Here is a 17981-nt window from a genome sequence, read left to right as displayed (position 1 = left end):
CTCCTGACAGTTCTCGCGAAACGCCGCTGACGTCTACGACAGAGTGACAGAAGGAACGCGTCCATAAGCACCGAGTGACTGAAGTGGGCACAGTCGAAAAGAAACGAGCCGGGTGGCGGGCGGGGCCGGCGGCGCTTGCGCACCCACCGGCCCCGCCCGCCACCTGCTCTTCTCCGCCCGCTCCCCGGCTCGGGGCGTCAGGCCCCGGCTCGGGACCCGAGGTCCCGTCCGGGACCCGAGACCCCTGGCCGTCGGCTCACGCCTCGCGGGAGCCCGCGTACATGTCGTCGATCAGGTTTTGGTACTCGCGCTCGACGACCGGCCGCTTCAGCTTGAGGCTGGGGGTCAGTTCGCCGTGCTCGATGTCGAGGTCGCGAGGGAGCAGCCGGAACTTCTTGATGGTCTGCCAGCGCTGCAGACCCTCGTTGAGCTGCTTCACGTATCCCTCGACGAGCTCCACCGCCTGCGGCGACGCCACCACGTCCGCGTACGGCTTGCCGCCCAGGCCGTTCTCCTGCGCCCAGCCGAGGATCGTCGGCTCGTCGAGCGCGATGAGGGCGGTGCAGAAGTTACGGTCCGCGCCGTGCACGAGGATGTTGGAGACGTACGGGCACACGGCCTTGAACTGGCCCTCGACCTCGGCCGGAGCGATGTACTTGCCGCCGGACGTCTTGATCAGGTCCTTCTTCCGGTCGGTGATCCGCAGGTAGCCGTCCTGGGAAAGCTCGCCGATGTCACCGGTGTGGAACCAGCCGTCGGACTCCAGCACCTCGGCGGTCTTGTCCGGCAGCCGGTGGTAGCCCTCCATGACGCCGGGGCCGCGCAGCAGGATCTCGCCGTCGTCCGCGATCCGGACCTCCGTGCCGGGGAGCGGCTTGCCCACCGTCCCGGTGCGGTAGGCCTCGCCCCGGTTGACGAACGAGGCGGCGCTGGACTCGGTGAGGCCGTAGCCCTCCAGGATGTGGATCCCCGCGCCGGCGAAGAAGAGGCCGATGTCGGGTGCGAGTGCGGCGGAACCGGAGATGCAGGCGCGCAGCCGGCCTCCGAACGCCTCACGGATCTTCGCGAAGACGAGTGCGTCGGCGACCTTGTGCTTGGCATTGAGCCCGAACGGCACGGAGGCCTTGCCGGTCCGGCGGAAGTTGTCCTGCGACACCGCCGCGTACTCCCGGGCGACGCCTGCCGCCCACTGGAAGATCTTGTACTTGGCGCCGCCGCCGGCCCGCGCCTTGGCCGCCACCCCGTTGTAGACCTTCTCGAAGATGCGGGGAACGGCCGCCATGTAGGTCGGCTGGACCACCGTGAGGTTCTCGATGATCTTGTCGACTCGGCCGTCGACCGCCGTGACGTGGCCGACCTCGATCTGGCCGGACGTGAGGACCTTGCCGAAGACGTGGGCGAGCGGCAGCCAAAGGTACTGGGTGTCGTCCGCGTTGATCATCCCGGTGGCCACGGTCGCCTTGGCCATGTACGACCAGTTGTCGTGCGGCAGCCGGACGCCCTTGGGGCGGCCGGTGGTGCCCGAGGTGTAGATGATGGTCGCCAGCTGGTCCGCGGTGATGGCGGCGACCCGCTCGGTGACCGCGTCCGGGTTCTTCGCCAGGTACTCGCTCCCCCGGGCCTCCAGTTCGGCAAGGGTGAGGATCCAGCCCTCCGGGTCATCCTCCGCGGGCTCGGCCCCGGCAGGGTCGATGACGACGACATGGGCCAGGCCGGGCAGTCCGGCACGGCTCTCCCGGGCCTTCGCCAGCTGGGCGGCGTCCTCGGCGATCAGCACGCGGCTGTCGGAGTCGGCCAGGATGAAGGCCGACTCCTCGGCGTTCGTGGAGGGGTAGATCGTCGTGGTCGCGGCACCGGCGCACATCACCCCGAGGTCGGCCAGGATCCATTCGACCCGGGTGGAGGAGGCGAGCGCGACCCGCTCCTCCGGCCCGACGCCCAGAGCGATCAGACCGGCGGCGACCGAGTAGACCCTCTCGGCGGCCTGGGCCCAGGTCAGCGACTTCCACTCGTCCGGCCCCTGCCCCGACGGGGACGGCACCGGGTAGCGGTACGCCTCCCCGTCCGGGGTGGCCGCCACGCGGTCGATGAAGAGAGTCGCCACGGAGGGCGGCCGATTGTCGATCAAGGTCAGATTGTCGCTCACGACGTCCTCCGGGCCTGCGGCATTGCTATGGCCGGTCGCTAATTGCTGCTGCTTGGGTTTCCTGCTTCTCGTTCCCGCTCGACCTGCTTGTTTAACTGGCGAGTAACTAACGGGTGGTGATCAGAGTAGAGCGCACGGGACCGCGGCGTAAGGGGCAACAGGCCGCCGCTTCATAACGAACGAGCCCCCGCGCCGCAGAGCTCTGCGACGCGGGGGCCCACCGAGCTCCTCGGGGGTGGCGAGTGGCGGGAGTGACGGCTTCACGTGCGGGTTGTCCCCCCGCGCCGGTGCCGCGTCACCCGCTCGCACGGTTACCGGGTCACCCGCTCGCGCACGTACGGGGTCACCCGATCGCGCGGTCGCGGGCTACTTCTTGCCCTTGCCCTCACCGGCCGACTCGTCGGTCGACAGGACGGAGATGAACGCGTCCTGGGGCACCTCGACGTTGCCGACCATCTTCATCCGCTTCTTGCCCTCCTTCTGCTTCTCCAGCAGCTTCCGCTTACGGGAGATGTCACCGCCGTAGCACTTGGCGAGGACGTCCTTGCGGATGGCGCGGACGGTCTCACGGGCGATGACCCGGGAGCCGATGGCCGCCTGGATCGGCACCTCGAAGTTCTGCCGGGGGATGAGCTTCTGGAGCTTGGCGACGAGCCGGACGCCGTAGGCGTACGCCTTGTCCTTGTGCGTGACTGCGGAGAAGGCGTCGACCTTGTCGCCGTGCAGAAGGATGTCGACCTTGACGAGCTGGGCCGACTGCTCACCCGTGGGCTCGTAGTCGAGCGATGCGTAGCCGCGCGTCTTCGACTTCAGCTGGTCGAAGAAGTCGAACACGATCTCGGCGAGCGGCAGGGTGTAGCGGATCTCCACCCGGTCCTCGGAGAGGTAGTCCATGCCGAGCAGGGTGCCCCGCCGGTTCTGGCAGAGCTCCATGATCGCGCCGATGAACTCGCTGGGCGCGAGGACCGTCGCCCGGACGACCGGCTCGTGGACCTTGTCGATCTTGCCCTCGGGGAACTCGCTCGGGTTGGTGACGATGTGCTCCGAGCCGTCCTCCATCTCCACGCGATAGACCACGTTGGGAGCGGTGGCGATGAGCTCCAGGCCGAACTCGCGCTCGAGCCGCTCGCGGATCACGTCGAGGTGCAGCAGGCCGAGGAAGCCGACGCGGAAGCCGAAGCCGAGTGCGGCCGACGTCTCCGGTTCGTACACCAGGGCGGCGTCGTTGAGCTGCAGCTTGTCCAGTGCCTCGCGCAGGTCCGGGTAGTCCGAGCCGTCCAGCGGGTACAGGCCCGAGAACACCATCGGCTTGGGGTCCTTGTAGCCGCCCAGCGCCTCGGTCGCTCCCTTGTTCAGGGAGGTGATGGTGTCACCGACCTTGGACTGCCGGACGTCCTTCACCCCGGTGATGATGTAGCCGACCTCGCCCACGCCGATGCCGTCGGCCGGCGTCATCTCCGGGGAGGAGACACCGATCTCCAGCAGCTCGTGGGTGGCGCCCGTCGACATCATCTTGATGCGCTCGCGCTTGTTGAGCTGGCCGTCGACGACCCTGACGTAGGTGACGACACCGCGGTACGGGTCGTAGACCGAGTCGAAGATCATCGCGCGGGCCGCCGCGTCCGCCACTCCGATGGGGGCCGGGACGTCCCTGACCACCCGGTTGAGCAGGGCGTCCACGCCGACACCCGTCTTCGCCGAGACCTTGAGCACGTCCTCCGGCTGGCAGCCGATGAGGTTCGCCAGCTCCTCGGAGAACTTCTCGGGCTGCGCGGCGGGCAGGTCGATCTTGTTGAGCACCGGGACGATGGTGAGGTCGTTCTCCATCGCCAGGTAGAGGTTCGCCAGCGTCTGCGCCTCGATGCCCTGGGCCGCGTCGACCAGGAGGACGGTGCCCTCGCATGCGGCCAGGGACCGGGAGACCTCGTAGGTGAAGTCCACGTGGCCCGGGGTGTCGATCATGTTGAGGATGTGGGTCGCGCCCTTGTCCTCACCCTCCGTGGGCGCCCACGGCAGACGGACCGCCTGGGACTTGATGGTGATGCCGCGCTCGCGCTCGATGTCCATCCGGTCGAGGTACTGGGCGCGCATCTGCCGCTGGTCGACCACTCCCGTCAGCTGGAGCATCCGGTCGGCAAGAGTCGACTTGCCGTGGTCGATGTGCGCGATGATGCAGAAATTGCGGATCAGCGCCGGGTCGGTACGGCTCGGCTCGGGCACGTTGGTAGGAGTCGCGGGCACGCAGGGTCCTGATTCTTGAGACGCCGGACGCCGTGTCTCGGGTCGATGTCGGGTCGGACGGATCGATACGTAGCCTCCATGGTCCCACGCCTGCGGGCCCGGGACCGGTTTGGGCCGGTCCGAGGGTGACTGCTACCGTGGGCAGCTGTGCCTCGTGGCCTGAAGAAGCGGCGGGGCGCACATAGAAGATCCAACGAACCTGAAAAGGCTCTTTCGTGGCGAACATCAAGTCCCAGATCAAGCGGAACAAGACGAACGAGAAGGCGCGCCTGCGCAACAAGGCCGTCAAGTCCTCGCTCAAGACCTCGATCCGCAAGGCCCGTGAGGCTGCCGCTGCCGGTGACGTCGAGAAGGCCACTGTGGCCGTCCGTGACGCCTCCCGCCAGCTCGACAAGGCTGTCTCGAAGGGTGTCATCCACAAGAACGCCGCCGCCAACAAGAAGTCGGCGCTGGCGCTCAAGGTTGCCGCCCTCCAGGGCTGAACTACTGATGTGATCGCCGGGACGGACACAGCGGGCCCTCTCTCCCGCTCCTGACCGGCACCCCGCGCCGCACACCGAACCTGCGTTCGCCACGCGGGTGCGGCGCACCAAGCGTGAAGCGAAGGCCCCGGCCACGTCCTCCCCAGGACGCCGCCGGGGCCTTCGCTCTGTCCGGGTGCGTGTTCCCGGGCCGCGTGTGTTCCCGGACCCTGGCCGTGTGTACCCAGGCCGTGTTTCCGGGCCTGCACGAAGGCGTGGCCCGGTCCCGTCCCCGAGGGCGATGCCCTCCCCGCACCGGGCCCACCGACGTGGCGGGCGGGCGGCTCGACCGGCGGGCGGGTGGCTCGACCGGCAGGGGGCGGACCGCCCAGCAGGCGGGGCGGATCGCTCGACCCGCAGGGGCTGATCGCCCAGCCCGCAGGGCGGGCCGCTCAGCGGCCGCCGGAACGTGCCGCGCGGGCGACGGCGACCACAGCCTTCTCCAGTGCGTACTCCGGGTCGTCCCCGCCGCCCTTGACCCCTGCGTCGGCCGCCGCGACCGCCTGCAGCGCGGCCGCGACTCCGTCCGGGGTCCATCCGCGCATCTGCTGGCGCACCCGGTCGATCTTCCAGGGCGGCATGCCCAGCTCGCGGGCGAGGTCGGCGGGCCGTCCACCCCGGGCGGACGACAGCTTGCCGATGGCCCGGACCCCCTGGGCGAGCGCGCTGGTGATCAGGACGGGCGCGACTCCTGTCGACAGGGACCAGCGCAGCGCCTCCAGGGCATCCGCCGCCCTCCCCTCGACCGCACGGTCTGCGACGGTGAACGAGGAGGCCTCCGCGCGACCCGTGTAGTAGCGGCCGACGACGGCCTCGTCGATGGTGCCCTCGACGTCCGCCGTCAGCTGCGAGACGGCGCTGGCCAGCTCCCGCAGATCGCTGCCGATGGAGTCAACGAGCGCCTGGCACGCCTCGGGGGTCGCCGAGCGCCCGAGAGTCCGGAACTCCGACCGCACGAAGGAGAGCCGCTCGGCCGGCTTGGTCGTCTTCGGGCAGGCGACCTCGCGCGCCCCCGCCTTGCGCACCGCGTCCAGCAGGCCCTTGCCCTTGGCCCCGCCCGCGTGCAGGAGCACGAGAGTGATCTCCTCGGCGGGTGCGCCCAGGTACGCCTTGACGTCCTTGACGGTGTCGGCGGAGAGGTCCTGGGCGTTGCGCACGATCACCACCTTGCGCTCGGCGAAGAGCGACGGGCTGGTCAGCTCGGCGAGCGTGCCCGGTTGCAGCTGGTCGGAGGCGAGGTCGCGGACGTCCGTGTCGGCGTCGGAGGCGCGGGCCGCGGCCACCACGTGCTGCACGGCACGGTCCAGGAGCAGGTCTTCCTGGCCCACGGCGAGCGTGACGGGGGCGAGCGGGTCGTCGGAGGATCTACTTCTGGTGGCCATCGCGCTCCAGCATCCCACGCCCCTGTGACAACGCGGCCGGCCCGCCCTGGGCATACCGGAGTGCTGGGCATATCGGAGAATGACCGGGTGAGCGACGTGAGACATGTACTGGTGCTGCCGGACCGCGACACCGCCCAGGAGGTTGCCGACACACTGGCCGACCGGTTCGGCGTCGCCGAGGAGCCGCAACTCGTACGGGACGCTTTGGCGGGCGAGGACGACGCCGAGGACGCCCAGTGGCTGGTCGTGGTGGAGGACCCGGACGGCCGGCTGGACTCCGCGGCGCTCGACGCGTTCGCCGCGGAGTACGAGGGGTGGCTGGAGACGCCCTGAAGGGTGGCTCGGGTTGCCTCGAGACGAGCATGGCTCCGGCTGCCCGAGGGATGTCAGCCCTTGGAGACGATCTGGCGTCCATGTCGACCTTGACACCTGGGCCGACGACCGCGACGCCGCGGGCCGGCACCGTCTGCCACGTGAGGTGAAATCCGCGGTACAGCCGTGCAGCTCTGCGAGGGTCCGGCAGACGGCGCGTGTCTCGCCCTCCAGGCCGTTACCCGGCCCGAGGTACTGGGTGTCCGGCGGGACGGTGCGGCTCGCACCGTGCAGCGTGAGCGCACCGCTGACACCCCATCGGGCGCCGCCGCGGTGGACGAGGCGCTCGTGGCACTCGGGGGCCGGGTGGTGCCCGACGTCGAGGACGTCACCGGAGCGGAGGTGGTCGTCGCGCGTCCGGCGTTCACGCGGCGGCTCGCAGAAGGTTGTGGCGAAGTGTCACCGAGGCACGCTCGACCGTTGCGCCTGCGCGTGTCGATGGACCGTCGTGCCTGCGCGTGTCGATCGACCGTCGCGCCTGCGCGTGTCGCACGTATCAAGCGTTCGCGGCCTGCCGCACCGCGGGCGGGGACGCAAGACGCAGACCGAAGTGGTCGCGGTAGGCGGCCAGCACATCGGCGTCGTCGTCCAGGACCGTCTCGTGCCGTTCGCCCCGCACCGTCGTGACGAGGGTGCGGCCGCTGAGCGTCACCCGCCCCGTGCCGGTACGCCGTGAGCAGACGAGCGACCGTGTGAAGTGGGAGTCCGGCGAGGTGCGGTGGTACCAGGCACCCGCCCGGAAGTCCGCGAGCACACGTGGCCGCAGGTCCAGCCGGAACCGACGCGAGCCGTCGCGATGGAGGTCGAGGTCCCCCTGCGGCGCCGCCCGCAGGCAGAAGACACCGCACGGATCGTCCTGTCCGGAACGGTCGTCCAGCGCGAGCGGCCGCAGGGCATGGTCGCCGAAGCCCACGTCGGCGAGCCACGGGCCCGTGTCGTCGTCGGTCTCCACGCGCAGCACCATGTGGTCGTACGGGATGCCGAGGCGCCCGCCCTCGCCGTAGACCCGTGCCTGGAGCAGGGTGACGCGGAATCCGAGCTCCCGCAGCAGTGCGGCGAAGGCGCCGTTGAGTTCGTAGCAGAAGCCACCGCGGCGACTCGTCACGATCTTGTCGATGAGCCTCTCCTCGTCCAGGACGATGTCCTCGCCGAGGTGGACCGAGAGGTTCTCGAAGGGCACTGCCATCAGGTGGCGGAGCTGCAGTGCGTGCAGGGCCGCCGCGTCGGCGCGGGCGGGACGTGCGGCGTCGATGCGTTCCAGGTAGGCGCCCGTCCATTCCGCGCCGGCGGGCGTGGGGGCGGTGGGCGTCGGGTGAGGTGGCGACGGTTCCTGCTCCATGGCAGAAGTCTGTCCCGGTCCGCCCTGCGGCGCCATGCGCCGCAGGGCGTAGGTCCGCGGACGGAGTTCGGGGGCGTAGAGCCACGGACGGAAGCCGTGGGCGTAGGTCCGCGGACGGAAGCCGTGGGCGCGGCTGTTGGCTACCGTGTGGGCCATGACGGAGCGAGAGCCGGCACGCAGCCCGGAGCAGCGCAAGCAGGACGTACTCGATCGTCTGGAGCAGGACGACGACGCCTGGGTGGCCACGGCCTCCCACGACGGTGTGCCGTGCCTGGTGCCGTTGTCGTTCGTGTGGGACGGGGAAACGCTGCTCCTGGCCACCCGGCGCACCAACCCGACCGCTGTCAACGTGACGCCGTCCGGGGAGATCAGGGTCAGCCTGGGCCATACACGGGACGTGGTGCTGATCGAGGGCACTGCCGAGATCGTGGAAGGGTCCGCGCTCCCCGGCGCGTCGGGGGACGCCTTCGCGGCGAAGCTCGACTGGGACCTTCGCGGCCGGCCCGCCTGGGTGTACCTGCGGATCACGCCCCGCACGGTCAAGGCCTGGCGGGAGGAGAACGAGCTGGCCGGACGCGATCTGATGACGGATGGCGTGTGGCTGGTCTGACCGGCGCGAGCGGTCGCCGTCCCGGTTCATGAACGGCCTGCCGCGCGAAGCCCCGCACCGGCGCCCGTCACGGCGACCGCTCCGTCGGTGTCCGTACGCAGCACCCGCGCCCCGCCTTCCGTGAGAGTCCGCACCGTACGCGCCGCCGGGTGCCCGTACGGGTTGTCCGCGCCGCAGCTGATGAGGGCGAGCCGCGGGTGAGCGCTGCGCAGGAGTGCGGGGTCCTGATGGGCGGAGCCGTGGTGCGCGACCTTGAGCACATCGACCTGGGGCAGCGCCGGATAACTGCGCAACAGCCCCTGTTGCGAAGGCGGTTCGAGGTCGCCCAGGAGCAGCAGGGTCAGCGCACCGGACCGTACGTACAGGGTCACGCTGGAGTCGTTGGGCTCCTCCGTCATCAGGGCCGCTCCCCGCGCGTCTGCCGTCGGCCAGAGCACCCGCCAGTCGAGCGGGCCCACCCTGCGGCGCTCCCCCGGCGAGGCTCGGACCACCGGGACGTGCGCCGCCGCGGCCGTTCTCCGGACGAAGGCGGCCTGATCCGCCGGTTCGTCGAGTCCCGTCGTCTGGACGGTGCCGACCTCCCGCCCCCGCAGCGCACCCGGCAGACCGCGTACGTGGTCTGCGTGGAAATGGGTCAGCAACAGCAACGGCACGCGGGTGACGCCGAGATCGCGTAGGCACCGGTCGACGAGCCGGGGGTCCGGGCCGGTGTCCACGACCACTCCCGTGGCCTTCCCCGCCGCGAGGACCATGGCGTCTCCCTGCCCCACGTCGCACATGGCGAACGCCCAGCCCGGCGGCGGCCATCCGGTCATGAGCCTGGTCAGTGGCACCGGGCGCAGGACCGCCAGGACGAGGAGGAACGCGGCGGCCGAACAGACCCATGGATGACGTGCGACACGGCGGGCGGACAGCGCGAGTACGGTCGTGAGGACGGCCAGCAGCGCCGCGCCCCGCCAGCCGCCCGGCCACTCGGCCTCCGCGCCGGGCAGGGCAGCTCCGGTGCGGGCCACGGACGCGATCCACCCGACGGGCCATCCCGCGACGGTCGCCAGCGCGCCGGCCGCGGGCATCGACAGCGGGGCCACCGAGAGAGCGGCGAACCCGAGGATCGTCGCGGGCGCCACCGCCGGTTCGGCCAGCAGATTGCAGGGGATCGCGACCAGACTGACCCGGGAGGCCAGGACGACGACCACGGGCGCGCAGACGGCCTGAGCGGCACCCGCGGCAGCCAGCATCTCGGCGATTCTCGGCGGGAACCCGTGCCGCTGCAGGGCGCTGCTCCAGCGCGGTGCGAGGGTCAGCAGCGCCCCGGTGGCCAGCACGGACAGCAGGAAGCCGTAACTGCGCGCCAGCCATGGGTCGTACAGCACCAGCAGGAGGACGGCGGCGGCCAGGGCGGGCAGCAGGGACCTGCGGCGTCCCGTGCCGATGGCGAGCAGCGTGATCAGACCGCATGCGGCTGCGCGCAGCACACTCGGTTCCGGGCGGCAGACGATCACGAAGGCGAGCGCGAGCGCCCCGCCGAGGAGAGCCGTCCCGCGCAGGGAGATGCCCAGCCGGGGTGCCAGACCGCGGCGTTCGCTGCGCAGGGCCGTCCCCGGTGGCCCGATGAGGAGGAAGAGGAGGATTGACAGGTTGGCACCTGACACGGCCAGCAGGTGGGTGAGGTCGGTGGCCTTGAAGGCATCGTGCAGTTCGGGCGGGACCCGCGAGGTGTCACCGACCACGAGCCCCGGAAGGAGCGCCCGCGCGTCGGCGTCGAGCCCGTCGGTGGCATCCCGCAGGCCGGCGCGGAGATACCCCGCGCCGCGTTGGAGAAAGGTCGGCACCGCGATGACGCGGGGTGGCTCGTCCGCGTCCGTGCCGAGCACGGCTGCTATGCGCTCTCCGTCGTGGTGCGGTGGTGCGAGCCTCCCGCTGACACGGAGCCCGGTGGAGGGCAGCAGCCGCTCCCACCGATCGGCGGCGGCACCCGGCGCGACCATGAGGAGGACCGGGGTACGCACCCTGGTGACCGTGCCGTCGGGGGCGGTCAGCCGATCGACTTCGGCGTTCAGGAGCAGCGAGACGGGCGTGCTGTGGTCGCCCCGCACCTGCGGCCTGGTCTGCCGTGCGTCGGAGGTGACGGTCACCTCCGCCTCGACCCGTGCGTAGTCCCGGGCCAGCCCTGGGAGGGGGCCCGTACGGGTGTCCGCGCCGTGGAGTCCGGCCGTGGCCGCTCCGGCCGCGGCGCAGAGGAGCACTCCGGCAGCGGCGGTCGTCCGCAGCCGCGTCTGCCGGTGCCGGCCAGAACCGCTCACGCCGGCTTCGCGCGCTCGGCCGGCACGGCTCCCATCGGTGCCGCGTACCTGGTCGGCACCGCGTTCAGCGGCGCCCCGGATCCCGCCACCATGCTCACCGGCGCCTCGGGACAGGTCGGCACCGCGCTCATCCGCTTCCGGGTGGCGCGCGCGGACCGCCGCCGCTGCCCGGGGGAGGACGAGGAGTCCGAGCGCGGCGCACGCGCTGAGCAGAGCCCCCACCGCTGCCCACCGCCCGGGCACGTCCAGAGCCAGGGCAGAGGCTGCCCAGGCGGCCAGGGCGGGCGGGACGAGCCGGAGATCGACCGGGCCTTCCTGCGTGCCATCGGCGGCGGGCGGTAACCCCTCGTCCTCGTGGTCGCGTGGCCTGTGCGGGGCGCCGGCGGGGCCGCTCACGCCGGGGCGGATCACGGCCGGACCAGTGGCCGCAGGTCTGCGAACCGGCGGTCACCGATGCCGTTGACCTCGCGGAGCTCGTCGACGGACCGGAAACCCCCGTGTTCCGTGCGGTAGTCGAGGATGTGCTGGGCGAGGACCGGCCCGACCCCGGGCAGGGTTTCGAGCTGCTCGGCCGTGGCCGTGGAAAGGCTCACCGGCGCTGCCGGTCCTGCCTGCCCCGCGCCGATGCCGCCACCACCGCCTCCCGCTGTCGTGCCGGTGGCGGCCTGTGCCGCGGGCACGCCCACGGCCACCTGCTCGCCGTCCGTCAGAACGCGGGCCCGGTTGAGTCCGGTGACATCCGTGCCCTCGCGCACGCCTCCCGCCGCCCGCAACGCGTCAGCCACCCGTGAGCCGGCCGGCAGACGCCGGATCCCAGGCCGGCGCACCTTGCCGCTCACGTCGACGACGATCTGCCCGCCGCCCGCCGCAGGGGCGGAAGCCCTGGAGGAAGGCTCGGGCCCTGGCAGGGGCCCTGGAACGAGCCGGTCCGCGCCCTCGGGCCCCACCACGCGGGCCGCGGCCGCCTCCGTCACCTGCTCGGGAGCTCGCACGGGCTCGGGGCGAGCCGACCAGAAGTGGGCCGCGGCGAAGACCGCTGCCCCGACCAGGACGACGGCGAGCGCGGCAAGTGTCCGGGGCTCCAGGCCGCATCGCAGCTGGACCCACAGCGGGAGCCGTTCGCGCAGAGCGGGCCCGGCCACCCGCCACCATCGTGGCCGCCGGGCCGGGTCGGCGTGCAGCCCGTCACCGGTCGGGAGCGGACTCGCCGTCGGAGCCGGGAGGACCGATACGTGCGGGGGCGGCGGGGGCAAGGACGCACACGGAGGAGACGAGGCCCGGAGACCCGGGACCACCCCGGGAGGAGCCGACGCTGTCGGCGGGGCCGTCAACGCCGACGGCGCCGAGGAGGACGGTGCCTGGGACGGTGGGTGGCGGGAGGCAATCGAGGAACCTGCCGGGGCGGAGGACCGCGCTGACGCTGTGGACGGTGCCTGAACCATGGACGGTGCCTGAACCATGGACGGTGCCTGAACCATGGACGGTGCCTGAACCATGGACGGTGCTTGAACCGTGGACGGTGCAGGCGGTTCCTGAACCGCGGGCGGTGCCTGGACCGTGGACCGCACTCGCGCCGAGGCCCACGAGGGTACGGCGCGGGGTCGCGAGGGGGGCGTCCCGCGCACCGGCGGTTCGTGCGACGTCTCCTCGCGGGAGCTGTCATCGCCCGGTGGCACCGCCCCCGCCGAGGACCGGCCTGCGGCCAGTAGCGCCTCCGCCCGGAGCCGGGATGCCGCCACGACTTCGGCGTCGGGCCCGCCCGGGGCCCGCCGCCGGCGCCCGCGACGCGCGGCGGGCCCGGTGCCGGCCGCGCCTCCGGGCCCGGTCCCCGGCCCGTACCGCGCCCCGTCGGCCGGCCGGTGCCTTCTCACCGGACGAGGAGCGGCCCGGTGCGCGACCGGGCGCGTGGCCCGGTGCACCCCCGGGCCGGTGGCGCGGGGCATCGCCTCGGCGATGGCGCCGCCGGCCTGCCGGACGGTGGCACGGATGGATGTGTGAGGTGATCGCGGGGTCATGGCGCACGACGCTAGACACTTCCGCCGGAACCCGCTGGTCTGCCCCGATTCCGGTGGACAACCCGCCCGTTGTGGATATTCCCCTCACCCGAAGGGGTGCGGTTCAGCGCGGCGAGATGACCGCTGCCAGGAGCCCGGGCCCGGTGTGCGCCCCGATCACCGCGCCCACCTCGCTCACGTGCAGCTCCACAAGACCCGGCACCCGTTCCCGCAACCGCTCCGCGAGCCGCTCGGCGCGCTCGGGCGCGGTGAGGTGGTGCACGGCGATGTCCACCGCCCCTGATCCGGCCTGCTCGGCGACGATCTCCTCCAACCGCGCGATCGCCTTGGACGCCGTCCGCACCTTCTCCAGCAGTTCGATACGGCCACCGGCGAGTTGCAGCAGGGGTTTCACCGCGAGAGCGGAGCCCAGCAGTGCCTGCGCCGCACCGATCCGGCCGCCCCGGCGCAGGTAGTCCAGCGTGTCGACGTAGAAGTACGCGGACGTGCCCGCGGCCCGCTTCTCCGCGGCGGCGACCGCCTCGTCCAGGCCCCCACCCGCTTCCGCGGCCTCGGCCGCGGCCAGCGCGCAGAAGCCCAGGGCCATGGCGACCATTCCGGTGTCGACGACGCGCACCGGCACCGGCGCGTCCTTCGCCGCGAGCAGCGCGGCGTCGTACGTACCGGAGAACTCGGCCGAGAGGTGGAGCGAGACGATACCGGCCGCCCCCGCATCGGCCGCGGCGCGGTAGGCGGCGGCGAAGACCTCTGGGCTGGGCCGGGACGTGGTCACGGAGCGGCGCTTCTGCAGGGCAAGCGCCAGCGACCGGGCCGAGATCTCCGTACCCTCCTGCAGAGCCTGGTTGCCCAGAACGACGGTCAGCGGCACCGCGGTGATGCTGTGCCGTTCCATCGTCTCTGGCGGCAGGTAGGCCGTTGAATCGGTGACGATCGCGACATGGCGGGACATGAGCCGGAGGTTACCTTCCGGGGCGGAGGCACGGCAGCCCGGGCCCGGTCTACTGATCATTTCCGGTCGGCGTGGAACACTTCCGGCCGGTCCCGGACCCCGGGGCGTCAGTTCGTGGTCTCGGGCCGGGCGGACTTCTGCCACGGGTAGCCGGTGCGCAACCGCGGGTCCGGAGGGGTGAGCGCCTGCGGCGTCTCCCCGCCGTCAGGGTCTCCGCTGCCCGTCCCGCTCCACGTGTCCCCGGCGCCGGCCGCGGAGGCGGCCGTGCCGCTCCGCTCCGGCGGCTCCTCCGTCGTCCAGTGCCGCAGGGCTCCCGCCTCCAGGTCGATCTGGGCGTTCAGCGCCGCCAGATCGTCCTCGGCGTACTGCCGCGCGCGGTCACGGGCGGCCCAGCGCAGGGACTCCGCCGAGTGTGTGATGCGCTCCGTGCGCTCCTTCAGCCCCGGCAGCAGGGTGGCCACGGTCACCCGGTCCGGCTCCCGCTCCAGGCGCTTGAGTTCGCTGTCCAGCTCGCGTCCGTGGGCGCTGAGGCGCTGGAAGAGTCCCAGGGACTCCGAGAGCGAGGAATCCTCCGCCGCCTGGGCGTTCAGCGCGTCCTGCGTGGCCCGCATCGAGGTGCGCAGCGAGAGCCGGAGCTGCGCGAGCTCCCCCGGCACACCGGGCTGCCCGTAGCTCTTGGCCCGGAGCGCGGTGTCCTCCACGGAACGGCGCGCCTGGGTGATCGTGCGGTCCACGCCGCGCTTGGCGGCGCGCACGGCCTTCACGCCCGCGTACACCCCGAGTGCCACGAACGCGACGAACAGCAGCGTCAGGATCAGGATCACGGCTTCCATGAACGTCCCTCGGTTGTCGACTCGGCTGCCGGTGTGCGGTCGCCCCTTCTACCGTAAACGGAACGGGCAGGCCGAGGGTTCCACCGGAACCCCCAACCTGCCCGTAGGGGAAAGCCCCAAGCCTTTCGGAGCCTGCCGCCGGCCCGCCGCTACGCGGGGACGATGTTCACCAGTTTCGGTGCACGCACGATCACCTTGCGGATCCCGGCCCCGCCCAGCGCGGCGACGACGCTCTCGTCGGCCAGCGCCAGCGCCTCCAGCTCCTCGTCCGTGATCGACGGGGAGATCTCCAGACGCGCCTTCACCTTGCCCTTGACCTGCACCACGCAGGTCACGGTCTCGTCGACGACGTACGCGGGGTCGGCGACCGGGAAGTCCTGGTGCACGACCGACTCCGTGTGGCCCAGCCGGCGCCACAGCTCCTCCGCGACGTGCGGCGCCAGCGGGGCGATCAGCAGCACCAGCCGCTCGGCGACCGACCGGGACAGCGGGCCACCCGCCTTCGTCAGGTGGTTGTTCAGCTCGGTCACCTTGGCGATGGCCGTGTTGAAGCGCATCCCCGCCATGTCCTGGCCGACACCGTCGATGGCCTTGTGCAGTGCACGCAGCGTGTCCTCGTCGGGCTCGGTGTCGACGACGGTGACCTCGCCGGTCTCCTCGTCGACGACGTTGCGCCACAGCCTCTGCAGCAGCCGGAACTGGCCGACCACGGCACGCGTGTCCCAGGGGCGCGAGACGTCCAGCGGGCCCATGGCCATCTCGTACAGCCGCAGGGTGTCCGCCCCGTACTCGCCGCAGATCTCGTCGGGCGTCACGGCGTTCTTCAGGGACTTGCCCATCTTGCCCAGGACGCGGCTGACCTTCTCGCCCCCGTGGTAGTACGCACCGTCGCGCTCCTCGACCTCCGCGGCCGGGACCGCGATGCCGCGGCTGTCCCGGTAGACGAAGGCCTGGATCATGCCCTGGTTGTACAGCTTGTGGAACGGTTCCGCGGACGAGATGTGCCCCAGGTCGTGCAGCACCTTGGACCAGAAGCGGGCGTACAGCAGGTGCAGTACGGCGTGCTCGGCACCGCCGACGTACAGGTCGACGCCTCCGGTGGGCTGCCCTTCGCGCGGCCCCATCCAGTACTGCTCGATCGCGGGGTCGACCAGCCGGCGGTCGTTGTTCGGGTCCAGGTAGCGCAGCTCGTACCAGCAGGAACCGGCCCAGTTCGGCATGGTGTTGGTCTCGCGGCGGTACTTCTTCGGCCCGTCGCCCAGATCCAGGGTGACGTTGACCCAGTCGGCGTTCCGGGACAGCGGTGTCTCGGGCTGGGTGTCGGCGTCCTCCGGGTCGAAGGTGCGCGGCGAGTAGTCCTCGACCTCGGGCAGTTCCAGCGGCAGCATCGACTCGGGCAGCGGGTGGGCGATGCCCTCCTCGTCGTACACGATCGGGAAGGGCTCGCCCCAGTAGCGCTGACGGCTGAACAGCCAGTCCCGCAGCCGGAAGTTGACGGTGCCCTCGCCGAGGCCGTGCGCCTTCAGCCACTCGGTGATCTTCGCCTTGGCCTCGACGACGCCCAGGCCGTCCAGCGAGATCTCGTCGTTGGCGGAGTTGACCAGCTCGGCCTCGTAGGACGAGAAGGCGTCCTCCCACGTCGAGGGGTCCGTACCGCGGCCGTCCGACGGTTCGACCACACAGCGCATCGGCAGCTCGAAGGCGCGCGCGAACGCGAAGTCGCGCGCGTCGTGCGCCGGTACCGCCATGATCGCGCCGGTGCCGTAGCCCATCAGGACGTAGTCGGCGATGAAGACGGGGACCTTCTCGCCGCTGACCGGGTTGGTCGCGTACGCGCCGGTGAAGACGCCGGTCTTGTCCTTGGCCTCGGCCTGCCGCTCGACGTCGGACTTGGCGGCGGCCTGCTTGCGGTACGCCGTGACGGCCTCGGCCGGGCTCGCGTGGCCACCGGTCCACACCGGGTGGGTGCCCTCGGGCCAGGCGGCGGGAATGATCCGCTCGACCAGTTCGTGCTCGGGCGCCAGCACCATGTAGGTGGCGCCGAACAGGGTGTCCTGACGGGTGGTGAAGACGGTGATGTCACCCGCTCCGTCGACCGGGAAGCCGACGCGCGCACCCTCGGAACGGCCGATCCAGTTGCGCTGCTGCAGCTTGATGGCCTCGGGCCAGTCCAGCCCGTCCAGGTCGTCCAGCAGCCGGTCCGCGTAGGCGGTGATGCGCATGTTCCACTGGCGCAGCTTGGCCTTGAAGACCGGGAAGTTGCCGCGCTCGGAGCGGCCGTCCGCCGTGACCTCTTCGTTGGCCAGCACGGTGCCCAGTCCGGGGGACCAGTTGACGGGCGCGTCCGAGGCGTACGCCAGGCGGTACTGCCCCAGGACGTCGGCGCGCTCCGCAGCGCTCAGCACGCCCCACTCGCGGCCGTCCGGGGTCGGGCGCTCACCGCTCTCGAACTGGGCGACGAGCTCGGCGATCGGACGCGCCCGGTCCGCCTCGGTGTCGTACCAGGAGTTGAAGATCTGCAGGAAGATCCACTGGGTCCACCTGTAGTAGTCCGCGTCGATCGTCGCGAACGACCGGCGCTTGTCGTGACCCAGGCCCAGCCGGCGCAGCTGGACCTTCATGTTCTCCATGTTGGCCTCGGTGGAGACCCGCGGGTGCGTGCCGGTCTGCACGGCGTACTGCTCCGCGGGCAGACCGAAGGCGTCGAAGCCCAGGGTGTGCAGGACGTTGTGTCCGGTCATCCGCTGATGGCGGGCGTAGACGTCGGTGGCGATGTAGCCGAGCGGGTGGCCGACGTGCAGTCCCGCACCCGACGGGTACGGGAACATGTCCATGATGAACTTCTTGGGCCTCGCAGCCAGTTCCGGATCGCCCGCCAGGTCGCCGGCCGGGTTCGGCGCCTCGTACGTCCCTTCGGCGTCCCAGAAGTCCTGCCAGCGTGCCTCGATGTCAGCGGCCATCGCCGCCGTGTAGCGGTGCGGCGCGGCGACCTCGGCCGCGGTGTTCGTCTCGCTCATGATCCTCAAAGCTCCATCGATCGTCATCTGCGGCGCCCACGTCCACGGACACACGTCTACGGACACACGTCTACGGAAACGAAAAATCCCCTCGCACAGGAGGGGACGCCGCGCCGAGTCCGACCAGGCGCTCTCACCGGTCGGTACTGATCAGCGCGGCTCGCTAAGCAGAAGGCCTACGGCACGCACGGCGCCAGGGTACCGCACGGGCCCTGAGCCCTGCCCGGCAGATACCCGTACGGAAGACCGGCCC

General features: G+C 71.5%; 12 protein-coding genes and 1 pseudogene. 3 read left to right on the top strand and 10 right to left on the bottom strand.

The annotated features are described in order from the left end of the window. Positions 1–256: 256 nt before the first annotated feature. Positions 257–2146: a long-chain fatty acid--CoA ligase gene (locus QFZ58_RS24760; protein WP_307127088.1), complete on the bottom strand. Its 1890-nt coding sequence runs from the start codon at positions 2144–2146 to the stop codon at positions 257–259. 366 nt (positions 2147–2512) lie between these two features. Continuing rightward, positions 2513–4387: a translation elongation factor 4 gene (gene lepA, locus QFZ58_RS24755; RefSeq protein ID WP_307127087.1), complete on the bottom strand. Its 1875-nt coding sequence runs from the start codon at positions 4385–4387 to the stop codon at positions 2513–2515. A gap of 215 nt (positions 4388–4602) precedes the next feature. On the opposite strand from lepA, the gene rpsT reads away from it, so the two are divergent. Further along, positions 4603–4869 (top strand): 30S ribosomal protein S20, encoded by a 267-nt coding sequence (gene rpsT / locus QFZ58_RS24750; protein WP_014156344.1) that lies wholly within the window; start codon positions 4603–4605, stop codon positions 4867–4869. A 431-nt stretch (positions 4870–5300) separates the two neighbouring features. On the opposite strand, the gene holA is transcribed toward rpsT, so the two are convergent. Then, positions 5301–6290 (bottom strand): DNA polymerase III subunit delta, encoded by a 990-nt coding sequence (gene holA / locus QFZ58_RS24745; protein ID WP_307127086.1) that lies wholly within the window; start codon positions 6288–6290, stop codon positions 5301–5303. An 87-nt stretch (positions 6291–6377) separates the two neighbouring features. Here holA and QFZ58_RS24740 point away from each other — a divergent pair, with 87 nt between their 5' ends. Continuing rightward, on the top strand, positions 6378–6623 hold the full coding sequence (locus tag QFZ58_RS24740; protein WP_307127085.1) for a hypothetical protein: 246 nt from the start codon (positions 6378–6380) through the stop codon (positions 6621–6623). Between the two features lie 58 nt (positions 6624–6681). Here QFZ58_RS24740 and QFZ58_RS24735 read toward each other — a convergent pair. Next, positions 6682–7016 (bottom strand): annotated as a pseudogene (locus QFZ58_RS24735) (YceI family protein); the annotation flags it as partial. Between the two features lie 142 nt (positions 7017–7158). Beyond that, entirely contained in the window at positions 7159–8001 is an 843-nt protein-coding gene (locus QFZ58_RS24730) for an arylamine N-acetyltransferase (protein ID WP_307128981.1), read from the bottom strand. A 154-nt stretch (positions 8002–8155) separates the two neighbouring features. Between QFZ58_RS24730 and QFZ58_RS24725 the strand changes: the two genes are divergently transcribed. Further along, complete coding sequence (locus tag QFZ58_RS24725; RefSeq protein WP_307127084.1) at positions 8156–8611, top strand: pyridoxamine 5'-phosphate oxidase family protein; 456 nt, start codon at positions 8156–8158, stop codon at positions 8609–8611. Positions 8612–8637: 26 nt separating this feature from the next. Here QFZ58_RS24725 and QFZ58_RS24720 read toward each other — a convergent pair whose 3' ends face one another. The 5 genes from QFZ58_RS24720 to leuS form a co-directional block, all read right to left on the bottom strand. Beyond that, the gene (locus tag QFZ58_RS24720) at positions 8638–11193 is read right to left on the bottom strand and encodes a ComEC/Rec2 family competence protein (protein ID WP_307128980.1); all 2556 of its coding nucleotides are present in this window, start codon (positions 11191–11193) and stop codon (positions 8638–8640) included. A gap of 128 nt (positions 11194–11321) precedes the next feature. Continuing rightward, positions 11322–12056: a ComEA family DNA-binding protein gene (locus QFZ58_RS24715; RefSeq protein WP_307127083.1), complete on the bottom strand. Its 735-nt coding sequence runs from the start codon at positions 12054–12056 to the stop codon at positions 11322–11324. Between the two features lie 976 nt (positions 12057–13032). Continuing rightward, positions 13033–13878, bottom strand: coding sequence for a DegV family protein (locus QFZ58_RS24710; RefSeq protein ID WP_307127082.1), 846 nt, complete (start codon positions 13876–13878; stop codon positions 13033–13035). A 107-nt stretch (positions 13879–13985) separates the two neighbouring features. Beyond that, complete coding sequence (locus tag QFZ58_RS24705) at positions 13986–14711, bottom strand: hypothetical protein (RefSeq protein WP_307127081.1); 726 nt, start codon at positions 14709–14711, stop codon at positions 13986–13988. Between the two features lie 149 nt (positions 14712–14860). Next, positions 14861–17728, bottom strand: coding sequence for a leucine--tRNA ligase (gene leuS / locus QFZ58_RS24700; RefSeq protein WP_307127080.1), 2868 nt, complete (start codon positions 17726–17728; stop codon positions 14861–14863). Between the last annotated feature and the right edge of the window lie 253 nt (positions 17729–17981).

This window comes from Streptomyces sp. B1I3, assembly GCF_030816615.1.
Taxonomy (GTDB): Bacteria; Actinomycetota; Actinomycetes; order Streptomycetales; family Streptomycetaceae; genus Streptomyces.
This window is presented reverse-complemented; position numbering and strand designations above follow the sequence as displayed.

Bases quoted from the DNA above. Each gene is read 5' to 3' on its own strand.
- holA (WP_307127086.1), bottom strand. From the start codon at position 6,290: ATGGCCACCAGAAGTAGATCCTCCGACGACCCGCTCGCCCCCGTCACG.
- QFZ58_RS24730 (WP_307128981.1), bottom strand. From the start codon at position 8,001: ATGGAGCAGGAACCGTCGCCACCTCACCCGACGCCCACCGCCCCCACG.
- QFZ58_RS24725 (WP_307127084.1), top strand. From the start codon at position 8,156: ATGACGGAGCGAGAGCCGGCACGCAGCCCGGAGCAGCGCAAGCAGGAC.
- QFZ58_RS24710 (WP_307127082.1), bottom strand. From the start codon at position 13,878: ATGTCCCGCCATGTCGCGATCGTCACCGATTCAACGGCCTACCTGCCG.
- QFZ58_RS24705 (WP_307127081.1), bottom strand. From the start codon at position 14,711: ATGGAAGCCGTGATCCTGATCCTGACGCTGCTGTTCGTCGCGTTCGTG.
- leuS (WP_307127080.1), bottom strand. From the start codon at position 17,728: ATGAGCGAGACGAACACCGCGGCCGAGGTCGCCGCGCCGCACCGCTAC.